Source organism: Rhodococcus sp. P4_B6, assembly GCF_056402215.1.
The window spans coordinates 1-24307 of sequence record NZ_JBFUHV010000058.1 but is presented as its reverse complement, the minus strand read 5'-3'; the positions used below and the strand labels follow the sequence as shown (position 1 = coordinate 24307).

20 protein-coding genes and 2 pseudogenes are annotated in these 24307 nt (G+C 64.7%); 12 read left to right on the top strand and 10 right to left on the bottom strand.

What is annotated here, in order from left to right; translation table 11 throughout:
* Positions 1-4: 4 nt before the first annotated feature.
* The 5 genes from AC1DWT_RS25350 to AC1DWT_RS25330 all read right to left on the bottom strand — a co-directional run bounded on the left by AC1DWT_RS25350 (position 5) and on the right by AC1DWT_RS25330 (position 6001).
* The gene (locus AC1DWT_RS25350) at positions 5-982 is read right to left on the bottom strand and encodes a LysR family transcriptional regulator (protein ID WP_241031738.1); all 978 of its coding nucleotides are present in this window, start codon (positions 980-982) and stop codon (positions 5-7) included.
* Positions 983-1648: 666 nt separating this feature from the next.
* The gene (locus AC1DWT_RS25345) at positions 1649-2614 is read right to left on the bottom strand and encodes a LysR family transcriptional regulator (protein WP_477922666.1); all 966 of its coding nucleotides are present in this window, start codon (positions 2612-2614) and stop codon (positions 1649-1651) included.
* Between the two features lie 226 nt (positions 2615-2840).
* Entirely contained in the window at positions 2841-5159 is a 2319-nt protein-coding gene (locus tag AC1DWT_RS25340; protein ID WP_477922664.1) for an ATP-binding protein, read from the bottom strand.
* Between the two features lie 10 nt (positions 5160-5169).
* Positions 5170-5316, bottom strand: a complete 147-nt coding sequence (locus tag AC1DWT_RS25335; protein ID WP_167114292.1) for a hypothetical protein — start codon at positions 5314-5316, stop codon at positions 5170-5172.
* 19 nt (positions 5317-5335) lie between these two features.
* Complete coding sequence (locus AC1DWT_RS25330; protein ID WP_164060999.1) at positions 5336-6001, bottom strand: TetR/AcrR family transcriptional regulator; 666 nt, start codon at positions 5999-6001, stop codon at positions 5336-5338.
* Positions 6002-6231: 230 nt separating this feature from the next.
* Here AC1DWT_RS25330 and AC1DWT_RS25325 point away from each other — a divergent pair, with 230 nt between their 5' ends.
* Genes AC1DWT_RS25325 through AC1DWT_RS25310 form a run of 4 tightly spaced genes read left to right on the top strand, consistent with a single transcriptional unit; the run spans position 6232 to position 10209 of the window.
* Positions 6232-6837 carry a cupin domain-containing protein gene (locus AC1DWT_RS25325; protein WP_143548761.1) on the top strand — a complete coding sequence of 202 codons (606 nt, stop codon included), beginning with the start codon at positions 6232-6234 and terminating at the stop codon, positions 6835-6837.
* Positions 6834-8813 carry an acetoacetate--CoA ligase gene (locus AC1DWT_RS25320; RefSeq protein WP_095869842.1) on the top strand — a complete coding sequence of 660 codons (1980 nt, stop codon included), beginning with the start codon at positions 6834-6836 and terminating at the stop codon, positions 8811-8813. The genes AC1DWT_RS25325 and AC1DWT_RS25320 overlap by 4 nt, the downstream gene beginning before the upstream one ends.
* On the top strand, positions 8810-9253 hold the full coding sequence (locus AC1DWT_RS25315) for a hotdog fold thioesterase (RefSeq protein WP_095869843.1): 444 nt from the start codon (positions 8810-8812) through the stop codon (positions 9251-9253). The genes AC1DWT_RS25320 and AC1DWT_RS25315 overlap by 4 nt, the downstream gene beginning before the upstream one ends.
* Before the next feature lie 2 nt (positions 9254-9255).
* Entirely contained in the window at positions 9256-10209 is a 954-nt protein-coding gene (locus tag AC1DWT_RS25310) for a fumarylacetoacetate hydrolase family protein (protein WP_179443364.1), read from the top strand.
* Here AC1DWT_RS25310 and AC1DWT_RS25305 read toward each other — a convergent pair.
* The 4 genes and pseudogenes from AC1DWT_RS25305 to AC1DWT_RS25290 all read right to left on the bottom strand — a co-directional run.
* A pseudogene (locus tag AC1DWT_RS25305) lies at positions 10206-11018 on the bottom strand (IS481-like element ISRhosp6 family transposase); the annotation flags it as partial. The gene AC1DWT_RS25310 and the pseudogene AC1DWT_RS25305 sit on opposite strands and share 4 nt — an antisense overlap.
* 422 nt (positions 11019-11440) lie before the next feature.
* The gene (locus AC1DWT_RS25300; protein ID WP_095869845.1) at positions 11441-12301 is read right to left on the bottom strand and encodes an oxidoreductase; all 861 of its coding nucleotides are present in this window, start codon (positions 12299-12301) and stop codon (positions 11441-11443) included.
* Positions 12302-12379: 78 nt separating this feature from the next.
* Complete coding sequence (locus tag AC1DWT_RS25295; RefSeq protein ID WP_095869999.1) at positions 12380-13318, bottom strand: VOC family protein; 939 nt, start codon at positions 13316-13318, stop codon at positions 12380-12382.
* 49 nt (positions 13319-13367) lie between these two features.
* Complete coding sequence (locus AC1DWT_RS25290) at positions 13368-14888, bottom strand: bifunctional 3-(3-hydroxy-phenyl)propionate/3-hydroxycinnamic acid hydroxylase (RefSeq protein ID WP_218835159.1); 1521 nt, start codon at positions 14886-14888, stop codon at positions 13368-13370.
* Between the two features lie 130 nt (positions 14889-15018).
* On the opposite strand from AC1DWT_RS25290, the gene AC1DWT_RS25285 reads away from it, so the two are divergent.
* Entirely contained in the window at positions 15019-15918 is a 900-nt protein-coding gene (locus tag AC1DWT_RS25285) for an ABC transporter substrate-binding protein (protein WP_477922659.1), read from the top strand.
* Between the two features lie 263 nt (positions 15919-16181).
* Here the strand turns inward: AC1DWT_RS25285 and AC1DWT_RS25280 are convergent, their stop codons facing one another.
* Positions 16182-17147 (bottom strand): LysR substrate-binding domain-containing protein, encoded by a 966-nt coding sequence (locus AC1DWT_RS25280; RefSeq protein ID WP_095869848.1) that lies wholly within the window; start codon positions 17145-17147, stop codon positions 16182-16184.
* Between the two features lie 122 nt (positions 17148-17269).
* Here AC1DWT_RS25280 and AC1DWT_RS25275 point away from each other — a divergent pair, with 122 nt between their 5' ends.
* From AC1DWT_RS25275 to AC1DWT_RS25245, 7 genes and pseudogenes are all read left to right on the top strand, one after another.
* Complete coding sequence (locus tag AC1DWT_RS25275) at positions 17270-18568, top strand: cytochrome P450 (protein WP_241031736.1); 1299 nt, start codon at positions 17270-17272, stop codon at positions 18566-18568.
* Positions 18569-18586: 18 nt separating this feature from the next.
* A complete protein-coding gene (locus AC1DWT_RS25270; RefSeq protein WP_095869849.1) occupies positions 18587-18913 on the top strand; it encodes a 2Fe-2S iron-sulfur cluster-binding protein in 327 nt (108 codons plus the stop codon).
* 1 nt (position 18914) lies between these two features.
* On the top strand, positions 18915-20153 hold the full coding sequence (locus AC1DWT_RS25265) for an NAD(P)/FAD-dependent oxidoreductase (protein WP_095869850.1): 1239 nt from the start codon (positions 18915-18917) through the stop codon (positions 20151-20153).
* Between the two features lie 428 nt (positions 20154-20581).
* Positions 20582-21289, top strand: coding sequence for an MFS transporter (locus tag AC1DWT_RS25260; protein ID WP_206016350.1), 708 nt, complete (start codon positions 20582-20584; stop codon positions 21287-21289).
* Entirely contained in the window at positions 21217-21858 is a 642-nt protein-coding gene (locus AC1DWT_RS25255) for an MFS transporter (protein ID WP_259376145.1), read from the top strand. Before AC1DWT_RS25260 ends, AC1DWT_RS25255 begins: the two co-directional genes overlap by 73 nt.
* 70 nt (positions 21859-21928) lie before the next feature.
* Positions 21929-22948: a fumarylacetoacetate hydrolase family protein gene (locus AC1DWT_RS25250; protein ID WP_095869852.1), complete on the top strand. Its 1020-nt coding sequence runs from the start codon at positions 21929-21931 to the stop codon at positions 22946-22948.
* 172 nt (positions 22949-23120) lie between these two features.
* Positions 23121-24307 (top strand): annotated as a pseudogene (locus AC1DWT_RS25245) (thiolase family protein); the annotation flags it as partial.

Below are 24307 nucleotides of genomic sequence, written 5' to 3'. Positions count from 1 at the left end.
AGGGTCACTCGTCCTCTCGGTCGATATCCGAGCTGGCGAAGTGGCCCGTCACGAATTCGAGAAATGCTCTCGCTGGGGTTCCCGTCGGCCCGTAATTCCGGGTGATCGCGCCGTAGAAGCGAAATGCGTTGGCGTCGCTGATCGGAATCGTGACCGTCGGTGACTGCTGATCGGCCTGGGGAACCGGCACGATGGCGATGCCGCGGCCGTGCCGGACCAGTGCGCGCAGCGTGGACAATTCGGTGGCTTCGATACCGATGGTGGGAGTAAGGCCGGCTTCGTCGAAGAGGCGGTCGACGACTTGGCGCAGCCCGTAGCTCGGGCCGAGAGCGATCATTGGCCGCCCAGCAATTTCGGCAATGGTGATGGACTCGCGATCGGCGAATTCGTCCCCGGGCGGGACTTCGAGACAGAGAAGTTCTCGGCCCAGCGGCACCCAGGCCAGATCTTCCGCGTTTGGTCGAGGTGCGACGAACCCGACGTCGATCCGGCCGTTTCGCACGGCGTCAACTATGGCGTCCGCGGCCCCTCCCTCGAGTTCGAACGTGGTCAGCGGTGCAACCAGGTGGTATTGGTCCAACAGGGAGGGGACGAGCCAGGATCCGAAGGAATGGAGGAATCCGAGGGACACCACTCCGCGCTCAGGATCCACCAGAGTTCGGATCCGTTCTTCGCCCTGGGTGAGCTCCTGCATTGCTCTGACCGCGTGGGCCCGGTAGATCTCACCGTATTTGTTCAGCCGGATCCGGTTCTGATTCCTGTCGAATAACTTGACGCCCAATTGACGTTCGATTCTCGCCAGTGCACGCGACATAGTCGGCTGGCTGATGTGGAGATGTGTGGCGGCGTTGGTCACGTTCTCGGTTCGCGCCAGGATGACAAACCATTCAAGCTCACGTAATTCCATGGTTGTAAAGCACTTCCTCTCATAGCGCCAAAGGCGTATCGGTGTCCACGACCCGCAGACGAACCGCGTGTCCACTCGGATCGGACAGCGCCTACCCCAAGGTGGTTCCGCCCAAGGTCGCAACGAGCGCGCTCGCGGTGTCAAAGTTGACGAAGCCTGCACGGTGAAGTTCCGGAACCGTCACCTGGGCAAGAAGTTCCACGGTGCCAGCGTTCCAGAGAGGGAGAAGCGTGACCCCATCTGCGACTCCCGCTGTGCGGATATCCGCGGCCAAACATGCGAGACCACTCGCTGTTCCCACGAATCGCAAGGTTGTCGGACTAGAGGGGGTCGCCAATTCGAGTTCTCGAAGTGCCAGCCGCGCCTTCCGCGCAGTCGAAGCGAGCAGAATTTCGACGTCGAGCAGCACGAAGGGCCGATTTGCGGATGCCTGCGCGTGGTCGACCAGCCTCCTTGCGTACGCGTCCGTGGCCAGTTGCAGATCGCGGGCACGGAATCGTTGCGTTCGTTCGTCACCGGGTGGCGCAATTCGGGATGAGGCGTCCGGAGCGGTCCGGCTGCGTTCGTATCCGACCGTGAAGGCAGGATGATGGCCACCGTCGACGAGATCGACTGCGACGTGAACGTGCCGCTCGCGGAACGTCGCCGATCCCACGGCGGAGAGGTGACCTAAGCCGCGCGCCGCGGCRGAAATTTGCTCCCCGAGCGGTCCCTCATTCGGGCACGACACGTATTCGGTACTCAAGCCGACACCGGCCAGGCGCCAGGTACTGCTGGCCGCAGCACCCGTCTCGGAGTTCCTTCGGACGGCGCGCGGTCTGCTCGCGCCGGAATCGCCGAGACACCGGCGACGAATTTCAGGAAACGCCGTGCGGCCTGGCTACTCGGACCATGCCTGCGGATGACCGCCCCGTAGCACCGGAACGCAGTCGGGTCGCTGAGCGGGACGGTACCAGTGGCGGACGGGTGTCCCGATGGGGCGGCGGGCACGACCGCCACGCCCAGTCCGGCCGCGACAAGGGCATGCAGTGTGGGAAGTTCGGTGGCTTCGAGCGCGATGCGAGGCCTGAACCCCGCCTCCCGGCATAGGCGGTCCGTGGCCTGGCGTAGACCGTGTCCAGCCTTCAGTGCGACCATTGGCTCGTCTGAGACATCGGTCATCGCGATATGGTCATGGCCCTCGAACGCATGGCCCGCGGGAACCCTCAAACACAGGGCCTCATGCCCGAGCGGTATCCACACGAGATCGTCCGCGGCCGGCTCAGGAGCTACGAAGCCGATATCAATTTTCCCCTGCCGCACACTGTCCACCACGGAATCGCAAGCACCCCCATGTAATTCGAAGGACGTACTTGACGCGACACCGCGATACCTCATGAGCAGATCCGGTATCAGCCACCCACCGAAGGAATGCGCAAACCCAAGCGACACCGAGCCTCGATCCGGATCGACCAGGGTGGCGATCCGTTGTTCCGCACGGTCTAACTCGTTCAGTGCCCGTAACGCGTGGGCCTGGTAGAGCTTGCCGTACCTGTTCAGTCGCAGCCGGTTCTGGTRGCGGTCGAAAAGCTGCACTCCAAGCTTGCGCTCGATTCGGGCCAACGCCCGCGACAGGGTCGGCTGGCTGATATTCAACCGTATCGAAGCCTCCGTGATGTGCTCGGTTTCGGCCAGCGTCGTGAACCACTGAAGCTCGCGCAATTGCATGGTGAACCTGCCTAGGGGAGAACGCCGTCGCTGGCGGATACCTACCGGTGGTCCAGCGCTGGGGTTCCAGTCGACAATTAGGACCATCCCTCGCACCTGGGTCCTCGGGATGGGAACTCCACCTTCCCCCGCGCGGCATGTCCGTGACAGCGTGGGAACACCTAGAAGCTACGTAATTGGGCATCTACGTACCCTGTGACATGGGACACCGATCCGGGGACGCGCGTCACGCCTTCTTGCCGAGGGCGGCGGCTGCCCACAGGCCGGCCTCAGTGCGTGATTTGACGCTAAGCTTGGCCAAAATGTGCTCGACATGAACCTCGACTGTGCGCGGAGAGAGCACCAGCTTGCCGGCAATGGCACGATTGCTGAGACCCTCCGCCAACAGCGCCGCTACCTCCGTTTCCCGCGGCGTCAGCAAGCCAGCCGCAGCCACCGTGTCCGTCGGGTCCGATGGGACGGCGGCGACCGACCCCAGCGCCAAGCGCATCCGCTGACCGCGGTCCAGTCGCCGACCGATGTCGTGATGGCGGGCGAACAGGTCGTCCCCGAGCCGATCCTGGACGGCGGATTTGATCGCCTGATAGCGCGAGCCAAGCATGCCCGGTACCTCAGTATCGACAATGGCCAGCAGTTCAGCGACGACGCCCAACATCTTCGCCGCCTTCTTGGGATCGCCGTCGTCCAGCGCGATGCCTGCCATCAGATCGAGGACGACTGCACTGCCGAAGTCATCGTGATAGTCCCATCGCAATGTGAGGCTCTGCTCGGCGTACTCCTCAGCGACATCGAGGTCCTGACGCGTCCACGCGTCGAATCCCAACATCCACAGCGAATAGGAGCGGCCCCAAGTATCGCCCAGACGTTCGCTTCGTTCGACGGCTTCCCGGCCGGCGTCCGTGGCACCTACATGATCTCCGGATATGCTCCTGACGAATCCGAGCAGGAACAAGGTCATCAGCAGACCCTCGGCATCCGCGTGCTCGAGGTGGGCGGTGTAAGCCATTTCCAGAGATGAGCGGCTAACCTCGAAATCCCCGGTGATCAACGCGGCCAATCCTGTCCACGTCGCGGCCCGCGCAGCAATTCGCGGATCACCGATCTTCCGGGCGATCGTGTCCGCTTCGTCAAGAAGCTCCCGGGCAGTATGCGTTTCGCCGTGCAGCGCCTCAATCCACCCCGCTGCCCACAGGGCATTGCCACGCTCGGCGCAGACGGTCATATCGTTGGCAAGGGCACGCTCCAGCCAGCGGCGACCCTCACGGAGATGGCCATTCATCCAGAAGAAGCGGAGGTCCGCAGCGAGCTCCAGGGCGCCATGAGAGCCCGGAGCCGCGTGGAGGAGATGGTCAAAGGCTAACTCGAGGTCGGTGAGGTCAGACTCCCACCGCTGGACCATATCGAGTTGGCGCGGGCCGAAGAAGTTCTCGGCGGCTCTGCTCGCCCACGTTCGGTAATACTCCGTGTGGGCACGCCGGACGCGACCGTAGTCTTCGCCGGCCCCGGCTTGGGCCCGCCCGAACTCGCGCAGAGTTTCCAAGAACCGATAGCGCATGTCGCCGTGCGTCGTCTCGGTGAGAACAATCGACTTGGATACCAAGCCATCGAGCGCGTCGAACAGTTTGGTTCCTTGCAGTGGAGGGAGCCYGCACACGGCGCGGATCGTGGGAAGATCGACGCTGCCGCTGAACACGGCCATTCTCTCCCAGAGCAGCTGTTCGGTGGAGGAGCATAGGTCATAGCTCCACCGCACCAGGGCATCCAAAGACCGGTGGTGCGGCGCGGCGGTGGGGTCACCCGAGGTCAACAGTGCGAATCGGTCGTCAATGTGAGTCAGCAGCTCGTGCACCGACAGCGATCGCAGCCGCATAGCAGCGAGCTCGATAGCCAGCGGCATTCCGTCCAGATAGGTGCACAGCTGTGCGATCTCCGCCGCAGTCCGGTCGGTGATCTCGAATTGATCGTTGACCGCCTTGGCCCGGGCTTTCAGCATGGCCGCGGCCGGATACTCGCAAAGTTCGTCGGCGGTGAGGCCGCGATGATTCGGGGGGATTTCCAGCGGGCGAACGGCGACTACACGCTCGCCTCGGATTCCTAATGGCTCTCTGCTGGTAGCCAATACTCGCAGCTCGGCGGAGGCGGCGAGGAGCGCGGACACCAATCGCCGGCATCCGGGAAGGACGTGCTCGCAATTGTCCAGTATCAACAGCATTGAGCGATCGGCCACATGCCGCCGGAGCTGTTCTTCGGCATCCACGCTGGCCGATGCGCTCAGGCCGATTTGTGTCACCACGGCTTCGGCTACAGTGTCTGAACTGCGTTGCGCGCCCAGCTCGACGAACCATACGCCGTCTCGGAATGCCCGGTCGAGCTTGGCGGACAACGCCGCAGACAGAGCGGTCTTGCCCACGCCCCCGGGTCCGGTGAGTGTAACGAGGCGGGTAGAAGCAAAAAGTTCACGTGCGCTCGCCAGCTCGCGCTGGCGCCCGAACAATTCCGCCGCTGGTGGCGTCAGTGCTCGAGCCCGCGAGACTTGCCTACCCATCTCGGGCATTTTACTCCAGCGCCGACAGCGCAGTGAGCAGGGCGTAGTCGAGCGCGGACAGCGCCAGATCGGTGGCCTTCAGGCCTGCAAGGGGGTGCCGCATTGGGTGCCGAACGTCGTCCTGCTCCCACACGGTTTCGCCAAAGAACGAGGCCACGGAATGTTTGCGCCTCCTCCTACCTGCCGATGCCTTTCAGGGCGGCGTCGACCATGGCATCGGTGGCCTCCTCGTCCAGGTCCCCGGTCTGGAACAGAAGTCGGAAGTAAATTGGAGCGTAGAGCATTTCGGCGACGACATCAGGGTCGATGTCATCCCGCACGGCACCTTCGGCGACGGCGCGCTCGATCAAAAGCCTTGCGGCGTCGGCGCGTCCTTTCCAGAACCGTTGCTTGAACTCCTCGAGGGTTGCCGGATCATGCTGGCACTCTGCGATGAGCTGCGCGATCAGTCGCCCCTCCGGCCCACTGTAGACGCGTGCGAGTGACGCCAGATGTGCCCGCAGTGCATCGATAGCTGGACCCTCGTCGTGGATCGGGGTCTGCGCCACGTGGTTGTCGAGGAAGGAATCGATGACTACAGCCGTCTTGCTGGGCCACCACCGATAGATCGTCATCTTGCTGACACCGGCATGCTTGGCGATGCCTTCGATGGACAGCTTCTGCAGCGACACCGGCCCAGGTGGGGTGTCGTTGAGCAACTCCATGGTTGCCTGCAGGACCGCCTTGCGGCTTGCTTCACTCCGTACGGCCATGCCCGAAATGCTATCCGGTCCGTCTCGGATCGCAACTACCCGGGCCCTGGCCTCGTGGTGGTGGTTTGCACTGGCGCTGGTGATGGACACCACAGTGCTGTACGGTACGTATCGAATTGAATTGGAAGGAGTGGTTGAACCGGAACCCTCGGAAACGGTCGGTCTCGAGCTCGATCGTCGACGCGAGCCGGGACGCAACTCGACGGAATCGAATCCTGCGTACCCCATCGGAGAACGGGAGGTCGCGTCGTGGCTCCCGAGGAAAAGCCGTACCCATTCGCCACTCAGGCAGTGAACTGATTTCAGAAAGGCAGCACACAATGAATCAGCCTCAGGCGCGAACCGCCTCTATTCGTCGGGTGGTGACGGCGGTCGACGAGCAGGGCCGGTCATACGTCCTTGCCGACGGCAAGGCCCCCAACATTTTCAGGTCACCGACGGTTCCCGGATTCGGCGCCGCGCAGGTGTGGGCCACCGAACCGGGACCGGTGTCCAACGACGGCCGCCTCGACCCAGCTTCCGTCGACGCCGAGATCCCGATGTACCCGGAACTGGGTGGCACGATCTTCCGCGTCGCCGACTTCCCACCCGACAGCGTGTACGAAAAGGCCGGGAAGGACCAGCTATTCTCCGACATCGGCGGCGACCACGCGCGAGAGGAAGCGACCCACAGCGGCAACCGCCACTTCTGGTTCCACAAGACCGACTCGATCGACTTCGCCGTCGTAATCGAGGGCGAGATCTGGCTACTTCTCGATGAGGGCGAGTGCCGGCTCGAGGCCGGTGACGTGATCGTCCAGCGCGGCACCGCGCATGCCTGGTCCAACCGAACCGACGAGAACTGCCGGGTGGCGTTCCTTCTGTTCGGCGCCTTGCCGGTATCGACCGACGACACCCAGAGCGAATTGGCGGGGCAGTCGTCGTGACAGAAACACCGGGGGACGTTCTGTGGTGCCCCGATCAGGCCCGCACAGAGGGCAGTGAATTCACCAGATTCGTCACCTGGCTGACCACATCGGGTCTCGTGACGCCGGGCACGATCGACGACTACCACGCACTGTGGCACTGGTCGGTCACCGACCCGAATGCGTTCTGGCGCGCGTTCGCCGACTACATCGGCATCGTCGTCGACACCCCGGACGGCGAACCTGTCGTGCCCGACACGATGCCCGGCGGGCGATGGTTCCCGGGAACGACGGTCAACTACGCCTCGTATGCGCTCGCCGACCACGACAACGCCGACGAGGCCATTGTGGCCATCGACGAGGACGGTACGACAACGACGACCACATGGCACGAGCTCCGCCGGCAAGTCGGCGCCCTCGCCGCGTTCCTGCGACAATCCAGGGTCCAGCACGGCGACCGCGTGGTTGCAATCCTGCCCAACCGCACCGAAGCGGTGGTCGGGTTTCTCGCCGCAGCCTCGGTCGGGGCGGTGTGGTCGATCGTCGCGCCCGAGTTCGGCGTCGGCGCCATCGTTTCGCGGCTGCAGCAACTCGAACCCGTCGTGCTGATCGCGGCGAGCGGTTACACCTACGGCGGCCGCCGTCTCGATCGCAGTGACGTCCTTGCCGACATCGTCGCTCAACTGCCGAGCCTGCGCGAAATCGTCTGGGTCGATACCGCTGCGGGTGTTCCGGCCACGTCGATGCGTACGCACTCCTGGCAGGACGTCGTGGCCGCCGAGCACGAATGGGAAGCCGACCAACTACCGTTCGACCATCCCCTGTGGGTGCTGTTCTCCTCGGGCACCACTGGCATCCCGAAGGGGATCGTCCATGGACACGGCGGCGTCGTCCTCGAGCACCTGAAAACCCTGACGCTGCACGCCGACCTTCGCCCCGGAGACAAGCTGTTCGTCGTCGGCACCACCAGTTGGGTGGTGTGGAACATGCTCGTCTCTGGGCTTCTGCGCGGGGCCACCATCGTTCTCCTCGACGGCAACCCCGCCCATCCCGACATCGACCGGGTCTGGCGAGTCGCTGCCGAGAACAAGGTGTCGATGCTCGGCCTCGGCGCTGCCTACACACACGCCAGTATGCGCGCTCAGCTGCGCCCAGGAACCGACCACGACCTCTCCGCGCTCCGAATGATCCAGGTCACCGGCTCCCCCCTGGCACCGGACGCATTCCGGTGGGTCTACGACGCCGTCGGGCCGGTGTGGCTGGCATCGGTCAGCGGGGGCACCGACATCGCCGGAATCTTCCTCGGCGGCGCGCCGACCGAACCGGTGCGTCTGGGACGCCTCCAGCCGCCTGCGCTCGGGGTTGCCGCCGCAGCATGGGACACCGCCGGCCACCCGGTGGTCGGCCAACCCGGCGAGCTGGTGATCACCAGCCCGATGCCGTCGATGCCGCTGTACTTCTGGAACGACCCCGACGGCTCGCGCTACCGCGAGAGTTACTTCTCGACGTACGCCGGTGTGTGGCGCCACGGAGACCTGGTCGAATTCGATACCGATCGCAGCTCGGTCATCGTCGGACGATCGGATTCGACACTGAACCGCAACGGCATCCGGATGGGCCCAGCGGACCTGTACCGGGTGGTCGAGGCGTTGCCGGAGGTCGAGGAGGCACTCGTGGTGGGTGTCGAGGAGACCGACGGCTACTACATGCCGCTGTTCGTGCAGTTGCACACCGGAACCGATCCCGAAGCCGCGATCACGGCCATCCGCAACGCGATTCGTGCGGCGCTGTCACCACGGTACGTCCCCGACGACATCATTGTTGTCTCGCGGATTCCGCACACCCGCACGGGCAAGAAGCTCGAGGTTCCGGTCAAGCGGATTCTGCTCGGGCACTCCGTGGACCAGGTGGTCGACCCGGGTTCGGTCGACGATGCGCAGGTGCTGATCGAGATCCGTGACCGCACGATACGACAGCGACAGGTGAGCGTGCCATGACGATCACCGAGCCGGTCCGCAGGCTGCTGGCGCAGGATTCGAGCCTGGCCGAATTCGGAATCGAGGTGCTCTCGGCGGGGGAGGGGCGGGCGGTACTGCACATGGTGATCGATGAGTCCGTGGCGAACGGCCACCGCATCGCCCACGGCGGGGTGATCTATGTCCTCGCCGACAGCGCCTTCGCGTGTGCCGCCAACAGCCGCACACCCGGAACAGCCACCGCCGGTGCGTCGATCGAGTACTACACCCCGGCACACGTCGGAGAGGAATTGGTGGCCGAGGCAATCGTCCGGCACCACACCGGTCGGCACTCCCTGGTCGACGTCACCGTCCGCAGCGGCCCTCGTGTCGTCGCGGAATACCGCGGCCGGGGGGCAGTCCTGCGCCGCCCGGATAGTGCGGTCGGCAACCGAACCGCCGACCAATCGGAAGAGAGATGAGGATGGACCAGAAACGATTCACACTGGGGACCTTCGACGCCGGCAACGGCCCATTCCCCGGACTGGTAGTCGACGACGACGTGTACGACATCAGTGCATTCACAGCCTATGACTCGACCGCCGCGCTACTCGAGGACTGGGACTCCGCGTTCAAGACACTGGCCGAGGCCGCGGTCTCACCCACTACGCCCGGAACACCCGCGTCGGAACTGCGAACGCTGCCGCCGGTGACCCGGCCGGGCCAGATCTACGGGGCCGGAGCGAACTATCGCGAGCACATCATCCAGATGGCGGTAGCGCACAAGCTGGGCACCGCCGGACTGACGGACGAGGAGCTCGCCGAGGAGGCCGGCCACGACATCGACGAGCGCAAAGCGCACGGCGAACCGTATGTGTGGACCGGTGTCCCTTCGGCGATCAGCGGCGCGTACGACGACATTCTTCTTCCTACCGGATGGTCCGACCACGACTGGGAACTCGAGCTCGGCGTGGTCATCGGTCGTCGTGCTCACAACGTCACGGTGGCCGGCGCACTCGACTACGTCGCCGGCTACACGATCTGCAACGACCTCACCACACGAAGCCTGGTTCCGCGCAGGGATATTGCGATGATGGGAACGGACTGGATGCGGGCGAAGAACTTCCCGACGTTCTACCCGACCGGCCCGTGGCTCGTTCCGGCAGCTTTCGTGCCAGACCCACTGAACCTGGGTATCCGGCTTCGCCTCAACGGTGACACCATGCAGGACAGCACCACGGGCGACATGGTCTTTGGCCCCGCGGAACTGATCTCCTACATCTCGCGCTTCGTCGAGCTCGAGCCCGGAGACATGGTGATCACCGGATCCCCGCCCGGCAACGGCTCGCACTGGGGCCGGTACCTCCGCCAGGGGGACGTCCTCGAATGCGAGATCGATGGTCTGGGCATGCAACGCACCCGCTGTATCGACGCCTAGTTGTACTGATCTGGGAGGTTGGGTACGCGGGTGGCGGGTGGTTGGCCGCCGAGTGCGGTGTGGCCTCGGTGGTGACTGTAGGTGTGCAGCCATCGCGGGAACTCGTCGCAGCGTTCGCGGTCGCTGGTGTAGAGGCGGGCGTAGGCCCATTCGTCGGCCAGGGTGCGGTGGAAGCGTTCGACTTTGCCGTTGGTTTGGGGTCGGTAGGGGCGGGTTCGGCGATGCTTGATCTCACCGAGTGCGTCTCGGAACGCGTGTGATCGGTAGCAGGAACCGTTGTCGGTCAACACCTTTTCGACCGTGATGCCGTGCTCGGTGAACCACGCGTTGGCGCGTAGCCAGAACGCGGCGGCGGTGGCTTTGCGTTCGTCGCCCAACAGTTCGGAGTAGGCCAACCGTGAGTGTGCGTCGATCGCGGTGTGCAGGAAGTGGTAGCCGCGGACCGGACGGTAGTACTTGTCGACCTCGCCGCTGCTTTTGTCGGCCCGGGCATTGCGGCTGCCTGCCGAGCGACCGACCTTCCGCCATCCGCCGCCGGCGGGGATCTTGCCCAGTTTCTTGACATCGACATGAACGAGATCGCCGCAGTGCGGTGAGTGCATGCGACGGATCACCCGTCCGGTCGGGCGGTCGAGCCACCGCAGTCGAGCCAACCCGTACCGGCTCAGGACCTTGTGCACTGTCGAAACATTCAGACCCAGCAGATACGCGATCCGGGCCGGACCCCAGCGGCGGATGACGCGGACCTTGATGATGCGCCGCTCGGTGCGCGTCGGGGTCTGGTTCGGGCTGCGATGTGGCCGTGACGTCACCAACGTTGGATCAGTACACCTAGTCGCCGCGGAAGCTGCCCGCCGGAGGAGGCCGGGTGCTTGCGTTGGCTACGAAAACGTGGACATTAAAATTAAGAGGTTCGTCAGCTCGAATGCGAACGCGTCCGGACGGCCGTTTCCATGTACGCCACGCTGTTGATCGCCTCACCGCTGCGGGTTGACGTATGCAAATGGGTGCGGGCTCGCTCGACGAGCAACCCGCACCCATTCTCGTACATACAATCTCACTCACCGACGGTGGAGGGCCGGAGGTGTGAATCCCACCGTTGACCCCGCGGACTCATTCTTGGAGGCGATCTTGCTCGCCAAGCCATGACCCGCTCTGAACCGGTCAACCAGATCAGAGCGTCTTCCGCGGGGCGTTTCACGATGCGGGGGAGCGGGGCCGCGCACCCGGCTCACGCCCTTCCCGACCCGTGCGGAGGTTCTGGTGGCAGCGGACGGGAACGTCGATCAGCCACCGCAGGCAGGAGTTTTGGTGGTCGCACCATGACAATCTCGTCGATTCTTCCGTCGCGCACCTTGTTGGCATACTCGGGATCGGCGAGGAGTTGCCGGGCAAGCATCAGAGCATCTCCGTGGCCGGATACGATCGCGTCGGCACCCGTCTGCGGATCGGTTGTGCTGCTGAGGAACAGCGGGACATCGCCGACTGCCCCGCCTCCCGCCGGTGAGGTTCCCGGTGGGAGGCGGTCCTCGGTCATATGAACGTTCTTCGGGCTTGCGGTGAGAATCGGCCGGTCCTTGCCTGGCATTCCCATCCGCCCGAATCCGGCGAAGGCTTGGGAGAAGATCGCGGTCCCGTGGGAATGCACGGCGGCGGTGAACCGCCCCAGGTCGGGGATGAGATCGTCGGAGTCGAAACGGAGCAGTGGCCGGAACGGTGCCTCGTCAACTCCTCGTGACGTGGCCGCTGACCCTCCGACGATGATCATGCCGACGCCGGTGGCGCGCTCGGTGAGGAACGCAATCGTTTGTCTGCTCGGACGTCCGCCCTTGTGCTGCTGCAGGACCGCCATCGGACCCATGACGATGCGGTTGGCGATCTCGAGTCCGTTGATACTCGGTGGCTGGAAGAGCCCTTCGCTCGGACGAACAAGGCCCGGGCGGAGTCTGTCATAAATTCTTCCGGTGACGTCTGTGGCAGTCGTGACTGCGGATGTTCTCTTCGGTGCGACGAATTTCGGAGCAATCGGTGTGTACGCCGCATCGATGGGCGAGAAATCCGACGGAGGCCCTCCGGTCGCATCTGTCGTCACCGTGGGGTGCGAACGCGACCGGAGGGCTCCTTGCGGGTGCCCGGGTAGCCCGGGCTGCGGTGTCGGTACGCGAGGCCCCTATACCGGGGGTGCCTGGAACAGGCCCTTGTCCGGATCGTTGAACATCTGCTTGCTGATCCATTCGTTCATTGAGTCGGCGGTGCCCCACTCATCGGAGGTCTCCGGTTCGCTGGTGTCRTACAGGCTCGGGTGCCAGGTGTCCTCGTCGAGAAGTTCGAGTTCGGTGGTGTACTCCATCGTGTTGCCGTTGGGATCGTGGAAGTAGGTGAAGGTGTTGTCGCCGGCGCGGTGTCGGCCCGGTCCCCAGATCTTCGGGACCTCGGCTCGAATGAGCCGTCCGCTACCGCGCATGTATTCGTCGAGCCCACGCATCTCGAACGACACGTGATTGAGCGCGGTATGGGGGCACCGGGCGATCGCCATACTGTGATGCTGCGGTCCACAGCGCAGGAACCACATGAGCCCACCCATGTGAGGATGGACGAGGGTGTCGGAGAGACGCAAGTCGAGGTGCTTCACGTACCAGGCCAACATCTTCTCGGGCTCAGGCGAGTTGAGAACCACGTGCGACAGTCGCACGGGAATGGCTTCACGTTCCTCGATCTTGCGGTGTGTGCGGGTCTCGACGTCGGCGGAAACTTCGAGGACGCGACCTTCGAGGTCGAAGAACCGGAATCCGTAGCCTCCGCCGGGCGTCTGCAAGATGTCGGGTTCGCTGATCAGCGCGACGTTCGCACCGCCGAGGCGGTCGGCGAGCTGATCGACGGATTTGGGGTCTGCTGCGCCGAACGACACGAGATCGAGTCGCTTCTCGTCGGCGCGTCTGACACGCACGATGTACTGCTCAGGCGAGCCTTCGGCCGCGAAGTACGTCAAATTGCTTTCGCCGCCGACATCGGTCAGGCCCCAGTTGTTGCCGTAGAACGCGACCTGCTTGTCGTATTCGGGGACCGCTATGTCGACGTGACGTAGGTGGGTGATCGGACTGAATGACACGGAAATCTCCTTCGGGTACCAGTTCAGGGCAGTGACGGGCAAGGGCTCGTCACTGTGGCAGGGGCGCGGCCTGGACGGCGGGGGCGAGCGCCGCTTTGAAGGTGGGGACGAGTTCGAGCAGTAGCCCGAGCTCCTCACACGTGTCGGCGACACCGAGCACGTACCGGTCCGGGCGCAGGACCACGGCCTTGCCATTCACCGAGGCGAGCAGGTCGGAGAACGTCTCCGGGTCGGTGAGCACCACGGTCTCGCCATCACCGGTGAGCGCCCCCTGAAGCTGTGGTGACAACCCGGCGATCATGTCCTCGGGTGCTGCGACGAGGAACCGGACGCCGACCAGATCGTCGAGGCGTGTTCCGTCGGACAGCCGGGGCTGCAGGGAAAGTCGGCCCGCACTGTCGTTGAGTTCGGCGGTATGCAAGCCGGGACCGAGCGCCGGCGACGGGGGTGCAGATGCACCGGGGTTCGCGCGCACGTAGGCGTCGCGATGTTCGGCGGTCTTGCGGTCCGTGGTCTGCAGAATGCCTGCCATCGTCGCCGCCTGCTCCACCCAGTAATGGGCGTGCGGGCGCCGCTCGCTCTCGTAGGTGTCGAGCAGGTCCACGTCGGCGAGACCCCGCGAGACCAGACTCAGCTTCCAGATCAGGTTGGCGACATCGCGCATGCCGGCGCACAGTCCCTGGCCGAACAGTGGCGGAGCCTGATGGGCGGCGTCCCCGGCGAGGAACACATTGCCCGCACGCCACCGCTCGGCAACCCGTGCGCGGAAGGTATAGATCGCGGCCCGGTCCGGCGTGAATCGGTCCGTCGGCAGAACGCCGTGGCTGATGCGCTCGATGGCGGCCGCGGTGGTGATCTCCTGGGGATCATCGTCCGGCATGACCTTGAACTCCATCCGGACCCGCTTGCCGGGAAGGCGAACCCACAGTGCCGGCCGACTGTAATGACCGAGGAACACCATGTCGCCACTGATGTCAGGCTCCCCGTCCAGTAATCCGTCAACGACCAGCCACGGATCATCGCTACCGAGGCTTTCGGTCCGGACATCGAGCAGTCGCCGCACCGTCGAGGTAGCCCCATCAGCTGCGATGACCCATCGCGCGGTGAGGGTCTCCGTAGAGCCCTCGGCGTCTGTGACCACACAGCGAACCCCGTCGGCAATGTGCTCCAGATCGGTCAAGGTGGTCCCCGAGCGAAGTGACACGCCGGCCTGGCGGTCCACCTCGCTGCGCAGCAGTACCTCAATGTCGGGCTGATGGAACATGACGTCGTCATGCCATGCCTGTGTTCCGAGTTTCCCCGTTGGATGTGAGAACAGCGTCTCGCGTGCTTCATTCTCCATGCGGAAGTCCGTCATCGGCTTACATCGAGCCATCGCCTGTTCGCCCAGGCCGAGGGCTTGAAATGCGCGAAGGGTCTCTCCATCGAAGTGCACCGCCCGAGCCTGTGGCCACACGCTACTTTCGCGTTCGATCCCGATCGCTGAGATCCCGGCCTGGCCGAGAAGAGCGAGGGCGGCCACCCCCACGGGGCCGCCGCCGACGACCACCACTTCGTAATCCCAAGACACGTGAGCTCCTTGCTGTACTAGACGTCTCGTATCGATTTCCGTACTCTAACCCCATGCGATGTGGATCACAATCACTTTCTGTAGCGATATGTACGAGGGCTTCGAAACAACTCACACGGAGGCACAGTCGATGACGGTGCAGCAGTCGGTGTTCGTCGTCCCCCCGGTCGTGGCGGTGGCGCAGCATCGGGGGCTGTTCGCCGCAGCGGGCGTCGATGTGGAGACAAAATTGGTGGGGTCCTCCCACGAACAGCGCCGGGAACTCGACGAAGGCCGAGCGGATGTCGGCATCACCGCGACAGACAACCTGTTCGCCTGGAATGCAACGGGTTCGGACATCGCGGTGATAGCCCAGATCGAAACGACCACCGATCTTGCCTTGACGCTTCGGCCCAAATTGCTATCGACCGATGGTCTCGACGTGATTCGTCTGGCGGTCGACGCCCCTACGAACGGCTTCGCCATCGTCGCGTACTCGATGATGGCGCGGCTCGGCCGGACGAAAGACCAGTACGAGGTCGTCGAGGTGGGTGGCGTGCGCGAACGGTTCGAGTCACTGATCGCCAACACGGCGGACGTGACTCTCCTGGCGCCGCCGCTGGACGAGATCGGCCGCGATCAGGGGATGACCGTTGCCATGCGGATAGCGGAACTGGTGCCGTCCTACCCCGGCCTCGGAMTCGTGTCCACCCGAAAGGTCCTCTCGGGAAAAATGGACGAAATTGTCCGGTATCTCCGAGCTTTGGCCGCGGCCCACCGGTGGATGCAACAGGCGGCGGCATCCGAGGTCGAGCAAGAACTGCTCGCCACGGGGTTCGGACAGGCTGCGGTCGCCTCTGCTCTCGCCGCGGTGCCGCAGACCCTGGCCCCCTCCGGTATCGGCATTCGGGCGCTCGCCCAGCTGCGCGATGACCTCGGCATGATCGTCCAGGGTGCACCGGAGGCCGGTGATCTGATCGACCTCCGCCCGCTGCAGGCCGCCGGGCTCGTGCCGATACACAACCGCGAGGACGGCTGCGAACCGCTCTGACGGTCCGAATCCGGGACACCGGTCGAATGGACGCCGCCGAGGCAAGCAGAAAATGGCCGGCGTGCCCTCGAGTGCAGATCGCGGCGGCGTGTGTGCGCTGGGTCGGCGCGCGCCAGTGGCACTCTGCGATTCACCGGGGCGCACCGGGAACGCTGCAGGTGCCACCGAACCGAAACTGGCGCGAACCCGCGTCCACGTGTCCGAGAGATGTCGGCGGTCTGCGCAGCACGTCTGACGGGGGAGTGGGTATACGAGAGACGGGTTCACGGAGTGACTTTCGCCGACATCGGGTCGGGCGCATCGGAGTGTTGATGCGATGACTCCCCGGCCCGGGACAAGCTGTGCACGAGATGATCGAGGAAGACCTGTGCCCGCGGGCTGAGGGTCATGTGCCGGGGCCAGGTCGCGACCACGCTGGTGCGGCCGGCACGAGGGGTGAGCGGTCGCGTCACCAGGGGTCGTCCTTCGGAGGTGGTGTCGGGAGAGTTGGGACGGGACATGAGCAGGCCGTATCCGACTCCTCGCCCCACCAGAGCCCGGACGAGATCGATTGTGGGAACGGCGGTGCCGACAGTGGGTTGTACCCCCTGCTCGGCGAAGATTCGATGGGTGTTGGCCGTGCTCGGCGCCGAGTCGAGCAGAACGAGAGGTTCCTCGGCGAGCTCGTGCAAGGCCACGCTGATCCGGTCGGCGAGTCGATGGTCGGCCGGCAGCACGGCCATGACCTCGGTCTCGTACACCACCCGCTTGTTGAGGTCCGAGGGTAGAAACATGTCGTACAGAACCGCGAAGTCCAAGGTGCCGTCGGCCAGTGACGGCAGCAGCTCGTCGTCCCCACCGACCCGGACCCCGACCTTGGCCTTCGGGTGTGCGCCTGCGAAGTGCGCCAGCACCGGCGGCAGCACCGTGGCGGCGAACCCTACATAGCAACCGACCCGAATGGGGCCGGTGATCTCCCCACGCGTGGCAGCGAGATCACCGACGAGGGAGGACACTTCGTCGACGAGATGACGCGCACGATGGGCGAAGTACTGCCCCGCCGGCGTCAGCTGCAAACCCTTCGCCTTGCGACGCACGCACAGTTGCTCCCCCACAATTCGCTCTACCTCCGAAACCGCCTGTGACAGACCTGATTCGGATATGTGCAACGCAGCCGCAGCCTCCGACAACGTCCCATATCGCGGGAGGGCGGAAAACAACTCGAGCTGGCGGACGGTGAGCTGACCCATCTGAAACTTCCGTTCAACTGAAGATATTTGCCATTTTTGATCACTTTACGAGAATTACTCGGTGATGTGAACTAAGTCTCAACCCCAATGTGGTGCACAACACGCACAAGATGGAGAACGACATGACCGACACGGCAGCCACGCGGCCAATGTCCTGTCCGGTGACCCACGCCCCGGCCTCCGCCGGCGAGAGCGCACTTCCGCAAAGAGGCACCGTCGACCCGGCTGAATTACCCCCGGCACCCGAAGTCGACTGGGTGGCGCCCGGTGAACTTGCCGCCGACCCGTACCCGACGTACCGGCGTCTTCGCCACGAGGCGCCGGTGGCGTGGGTCCCGGCCGTGAACAAGTACCTGGTCACCAGCTACCACGAATGCCACGAGATCGAGTGCGACCAGCAGACCTACACCGCCGATGTCGGGGGCAGCGGCGCGACCATGCTGCGCGCGCTGGGTGGGCATCCGATGCTGCGCAAGGACGATCCCGACCATGCGTCCGAACGATCGACGATCAATCCCACCCTGCGTCCGAAGATGGTCAAGTCCGTATGGTCCGAGGTGTTCACCCGCAACGCGCGTACCTATCTGGACGTCCTTGCCGATGCCGGTCCCGGGGCTGCCGAACTGAACCGGGACTACGCAGCACCGGTGGCATCACAGAACCTGATCGATCTGCTGGGGCTGCCGGATGTCGATGTCGAGGACATGCGGCGGTGGTCTCATGCCTTCATCGCCGGCACCGGCAACCTGCTCGACGATCCGGACATCTGGGTCCGCTGCGAGCAGGCCCGCACCGAGGTCGACGCCCTGCTCGATGCCCTGATTCCCTTCTACGACAAGCATCCCAATGAGTCGATGACCTCGGCACTGGTCGGCAGCGGACTGCCTCGGCAGGCGGTGGCCGCGAACGTCAAACTGACCATCACCGGGGGAATGAACGAGCCGCAGCACATGATCACCAACATGGTGTGGGCGCTGTCGAGGCATCCGGACCAGCAACGGCACGTATCCGTGGACCGCTCGCTGTGGCCGGCGGTGTTCGACGAGACCGCGCGCTGGCTGTCGCCGATCGGCATGTACCCCCGCCAGACCACCCGCCCGGTGGTGCTCGGGGGAGTGCGCCTGCCCGCCGGTGCCGCCATCGGTGTGGTGGTCGGCTCCGCCAATCGCGACGAACGCTACTTCGAYGCCGATCCCACGGTGTTCGACATTTCCCGCCCACGCCGCCCACACCTGGCGTTCGGCAGCGGGGTCCACCTATGCGCTGGCCACTGGGCGGCCAAGAGCGCCGTCGGAGAGATCGCGGTGCCCCTGCTCTACGAGCGCTTCCCCACCCTGCGCGTCGATACCACCCGCGAAACCCGATGGGACGGATGGGTGTTCCGAGGACTGACCGATCTCCCGGTCACCTGGGACAACTGAGAAAAGAGAGAGACCTCCATGCCAAAAATCACCTTCCACCAGCCCGACGGTCGCAGCGACGTCCTCGACGTCCCCGACGGCACATCCCTGATGCGCGCCGCGGTCACCAACTCGATCCCCGGCATTGTCGGCGAATGCGGCGGACAGGCCATGTGCGCCACCTGCCACGTCTACATCCGCTCCGCGCATCTGACGGATCTACCCGACGTCGGCGAGGACGAGGACGAGATGCTCGACTGCACCGCCACCGCCCGCGCCCCGCAGCGGTCCCGTCTGGGTTGCCAGATCCTCGTCACCACCACCCTCGACGGTCTCGAGGTCGATCTCCCGGAAAGCCAGATCTGACATGAGCGCGACGATCATCATCGGCGCGGGCCATGCCGGGATCCAGCTCGCCGACTCCCTGCGAACCCGCGGCCACGATCGCCCGATCACGGTGCTCAGCGCCGAATCGGAACTGCCCTACCAACGCCCCCCACTGTCGAAGGACTACCTCGCCGAAGGCGATCCGCAACCGTTGCCGCTGCGTGGCACCGAGTTCTATCACGATCACGAGATCGACCTGCGGCGCGGCACCGCTGTCACCGGAATCGACCCGCGCACCCGCACCATCGGGTGCGCAGACGGCACCCGGATGCACTACGACGACCTTGTTTTGGCCACCGGCTCCCGCAACCGACGCCTCACCCTTCCCAGCGCACAGGGACCCGGGGTGCACTACCTGCGGACAGCCGCCGACGCCACCCTCCTCCACGACGACCTCGACCACGCGACGGCCGCCGTCGTCATCGGCGCCGGTTTCATCGGACTCGAATTCGCCGCCGCGGCGGCCCGGCGCGGCATCGACGTCACCGTCGTCGAATACGGTCCCCGGCCACTCGCCCGCGCCCTGACCTATGCCACCACCGACCAGCTGACCGTCACTCACCGCGCCGCGGGTATCGACTTTCAATTCGACGTGCAGGTGTCGGCGATCGAACACGCCCACGGACGTGTCTCCGCCGTCGTCGGACACGACGGCCGCCGCTTCCCCGCCAACCTCGTGGTCATCGGTATCGGCGCGGACCCTCAGACCGATCTGGCCGCCGCCGCAAACCTGCGAATCGACAACGGCATCCACGTCGACGAATTCCTACGCACCAGCGACGAGCACATCTGGGCGATCGGCGACTGCGTCAGCTTTCCCTGCACACACGCCGGGACCAGGGTTCGGCGGGAATCGGTGCAGAACGCGGTCGACCAGGCCCGGGCCCTGGCGGCCACACTCACCGGGACCCCCACCGGCTACCAGGACCTCCCGTGGTTCTGGAGCCACCAAGGCAGCTGCAAGATCCAGATCGCCGGCGTCGGCGGTCCCACCGATCGCACCGTTGTCCCCACCGACCCCACCACCGGAAAGTTCTCCACTTTCCGCTTCCGCGACGACGTCCTCGTCGCCGTCGAATCGGTGAACCAGCCCGCCGTGCACCTCGCCGCCCGCAAAGTACTGTCCGCACCGCGGCGGCCGAGCCTGACCGACCTGACCCGGGCCGGCTTCGATCTCAAATCGCTCTCCGCGCGATCCGCCGCGATCTCCGCAGGCTGAACAGTCCCTGCACCACCCCGCCCAACTACGACACACCCGCGTGTCGCACCCGCGCACAGTCCTGCGCTCCCGGCGTTTCGCAAACCCGCTGCCACAACAGCTCTCAACTGCGGTTCGAGAGAGCCGAGCGCGCCGCACCGGAGCCTTCGACGGATCGGCACCTGAACCTTCGGTAGCTCTCAGCGGCACGCGGACCGCCCACGGAGCGACAACGAACGGCGCCGCTGGTTCGGCGTGGTCCTCCGCCATCCCTTGCGGGCAGCTTCTACCGTTCAACCGTGGAAGTTCCACGGGTGCATGAAATTTACGAACTCCGTGGGATAGGTTGAGATAGCCCGCAGGCGATGTGACGCCAATTACACGAAGCGATCCCCGCTCGTCTCGAAATACCAATGCTCGATTTCCCTCCCTGTCGAAGGTGTGTGCCCATGGTCAGTAATGAAGAGATCCGGCGCGGATGGCCAACTATCGTCATCGCTGGCTTCGGGTCGGCGGTCGGCATCTCCGGATTGCTGCTGTACACAATAGGTTTGTTCACGGCCGACCTCGAAAACGCCATCGGACTGAGTAAGACCTCGTACGGTCTCGGTCTGCTGCTGGTCAGCGCGGGGGTCGCAGCAGGAACGGTATGCACGGGGCGCGCGATCGACCGCTTCGGGACGAGGAGAGTCATTGTTTTCGGGCAACTGTCCTTCGCATCCGGATACCTTGCCCTCGCGACAATCGTCGACACCGTCCCCGTCTTCCTTGCGGTCATGTTCGCACTCGGCTTCCTCGCCAGCGCATCCGGCCCGGTCGGATTTACGCGAACGGTAAGCCTGTGGTTCGTCAAGTCGCGCGGGTTTGCCCTCGGACTCGCGATGACTGGGATCGGTGTCGCCGCGGCCGTCGCTCCGCTCGTCGTCAATGGCGTCATTGTCGAATATGGTTGGCGCGCAGGGTTTCTTGTGCTCGCTGTGATCGCCGCGAGCGGTATCGCTCCCGTGCCCGCCTTTTTGAAAGAGCCCTCGGCAACGGCCACTCGGGGGAGGACGACGACCTCGCCGAGTGCACTGAACTCGATGTGCCTGCTCCCGTGCGTGCCCGCTCGACTTTCGCCGCGATTCGTCGAGACCGGTGCTTCTGGAGATTGTTGATCACGTTCTTCGTGATGTCATTCGCTTTCACGGGCTTGCTCACACATTTCGTTCCAATGTTGCGGTCGATGGATGTGGAGCCGTCGCAGGCCGCGACCTTGGCGTCCCTGATCGGATTCGCTGTCATCGGAAGTCGGGTCATGGTGGGATTTCTGCTCGATCATGTCCGCCCGGGACTGGTTGCCGGAGGGGTCTGCGCCTTGAGTGCTGCCGGTACATGCTTCCTGATCGTCGGAGGCGTCGCTTTCGCTCCACTCGCCGCCATTGCCTTGGGGCTGGCCATCGGCGGCGAGATCGACATGATCGGCTTCTTCACCGCTCGGTACTTCGCACTCGCGGGATACGCCCGAGCATATTCCTGGATGTACACGGGCTTCGTCATCGCGGCAGGCATCTCGCCATTGCTCATCGGGATGTTGTTTGATGCCCTCGGCACGTACTCAGCAGCACTCATCCTGTGCGCAGCATTGGCCGCCATGTGTGCATGTGCCTTCGCCACACTGCCGACGCCCACTCCGCGGACTTCGCCGGCTTCTCTCATCCCGCAACCCGCCGAAACGGAGTTGTAGATGATGTCATCAAACCTATTGCGGTTCGAGACGTATCGTATAGGATTACGGAACAAACTAGGAGGCCACAATGAAGCTAGGCAGGGTGGTGCGACCGACCCCGGACGGTCCGCGCGCACGAATCGTCGCGGTGCAGCCCGATACCGAAAGGGTGATCGACCTGGCGCAGGCATATGCGCTGACGCTGCAACGCTCGGGTGCGGAGCCGGAGCGCGCGTCGAAGATTGCCCGCTCCATCTTTCCGTCCAGCATGGCCGCCGCGATCGGTGGCGGCGATGTCTTTCTGGATGCTGCGCACGAGGCACTCGGAGCCGCGGACGACGCATCACTGCCGTTACTCGAGGTCCAGTGGTGTGCAGCGGTGGATTCCCCGGTGATCCGGGATGGGCTGACCTTCAGTCAGCACATCGTCAACTTCAGTGAGAAGGTCGCACACGCGCTGCCCAATCCGAACATCTACAAAATTCCGGGGTACTTCAAGGGCTCGACCGCGACGGTGTACGGGCACAACGAAGAGATTCCCTACCCGGACTTCACGGACGCGTTCGATTACGAGCTCGAGATCGGCTACATCGTCGGCCGGCGAGGACGGAATCTGACGCCGGACGATGCGTTCGACCACGTCTTCGGCATCACGATCTTCAACGATTTCAGCGCGCGAGACGTGCAGGGCGCAGAGATGGCGATCGGCATGGGCCCGCAGAAATGTAAGGACTTCGCCTACGGCATCGGCCCATGGATCACCACCATGGATGAGGTCTCGTCCATCGAAGGATTGACGGGATCCGTGCGGGTCAACGGCGAACTATGGTCCTCCTGCGTCGCCGAGGACATGGTGTACACCCCCGCCGAATTGGTCGCATATGTCTCGATCGCCGACTACCTCCAGCCCGGCGACATAATCGGTTCCGGCACTCTGGGATTCGGGTCTGGACTCGAACTCGGCAAGACACTCTCACCCGGTGACGTAGTGGAACTCGAACTCGAGTCCGTTGGCACATTGCGGTCACCGATCAGTAAGACCCGCGAGAAGGCCCCGTGGTGGCCTGAGCCGCGGCCGTATCCCTTCGAGGTCCAGGACGTCAACTGAACGACGTACGCGGTGCCGAGCCGGAGGCCGGGGTGCTGGCAGGGGGCGGTACCTTCCGCCGGACTCTTACGAGCCCCTCGGCCTCCGGCAAGCCCCACACTCAATCAGGATGCATGTCTGTCCGAGACCCACGCCGTCACCAAGTACAAGTGAATGGCGCGAAAGGAATTCCATGACGAACGCTGTCATCGTGGACGTCGTCCGCCTCGCCTCCGGTAAGGGCAAGCCCGGCGGTGCGCTGTCGGGCACGCACCCGGTGGAACTGCTCGCGCACGTGCTCCGCAGCATTGTCGAACGCAACGGCATCGACCCCGCACAGGTCGACGACGTCATCGGCGGCTGCGTCGGGCAGGCCGGCGAGCAGGCCCTCAACATCTCCCGGACAGCGGTGCTGTCGGCCGGATTCCCGGATTCGGTTCCGGCCACCACCGTCGACCGCCAGTGCGGCTCGAGCCAGCAGGCGGCGCACTTCGCCGCGCAGGGCGTGATCGCCGGCGCCTACGACATCGTGATCGCCTGCGGTGTGGAGTCGATGTCCCGCGTTCCGATGGGCACGACGACCATCGGTCAGGACGCGTCCGGCCCGGGCATCGCCGCCCGCTACCCCGAGGGACTGGTCAACCAGGGCATCTCCGCCGAACTGATCGCCGCCAAGTGGAAGTTCGACCGCGACACCCTCGACGCGTTCTCCGCGCAGTCGCATCAGCGGGCCGCCGACGCATTGTCGAAGGGYYTGTTCGACAAGGAGATCGTCCCGATCTCGGTCACCAACGCCGCCGGTGAGACGGTGACCCACACCGCCGACGAGACCGTGCGCGCCTCCACCACCGCCGAGGGACTGTCCGGGCTGAAGTCGTCGTTCTACTCCGAGAAGTACGCGGCCCGGTTCCCCGAGGCGCAGTGGCACATCACCCCGGGCAACTCGTCGCCGCTGACCGACGGCGCGTCCGCGGCGCTGATCATGAGCGAGGAGATGGCGTCGAAGCTGGGACTGACGCCGCGGGCCCGGTTCCATTCGTTCGCCGTTGCCGGTGACGACCCGGTCTTCATGCTCACCGCGCCGATCCCGGCGACCAAGAAGATCCTCGCGAAGTCGGGGCTGAGCATCGACGACATCGACGCTACGAGGTCAACGAGGCGTTCGCGCCGGTGCCGCTGGCGTGGGCGCACGAATTCGGGGCCGACCCGGCCAAGCTCAACCCGTGGGGCGGCGCCATCGCGCTCGGGCACGCACTCGGCTCTTCGGGCACCCGCCTGCTGAGCACCCTGGTCAACAACCTCGAGGCCACCGGCGGACGCTACGGCCTGCAGACCATGTGCGAGGGCGCGGGCATGGCCAACGCCACCATCATCGAACGC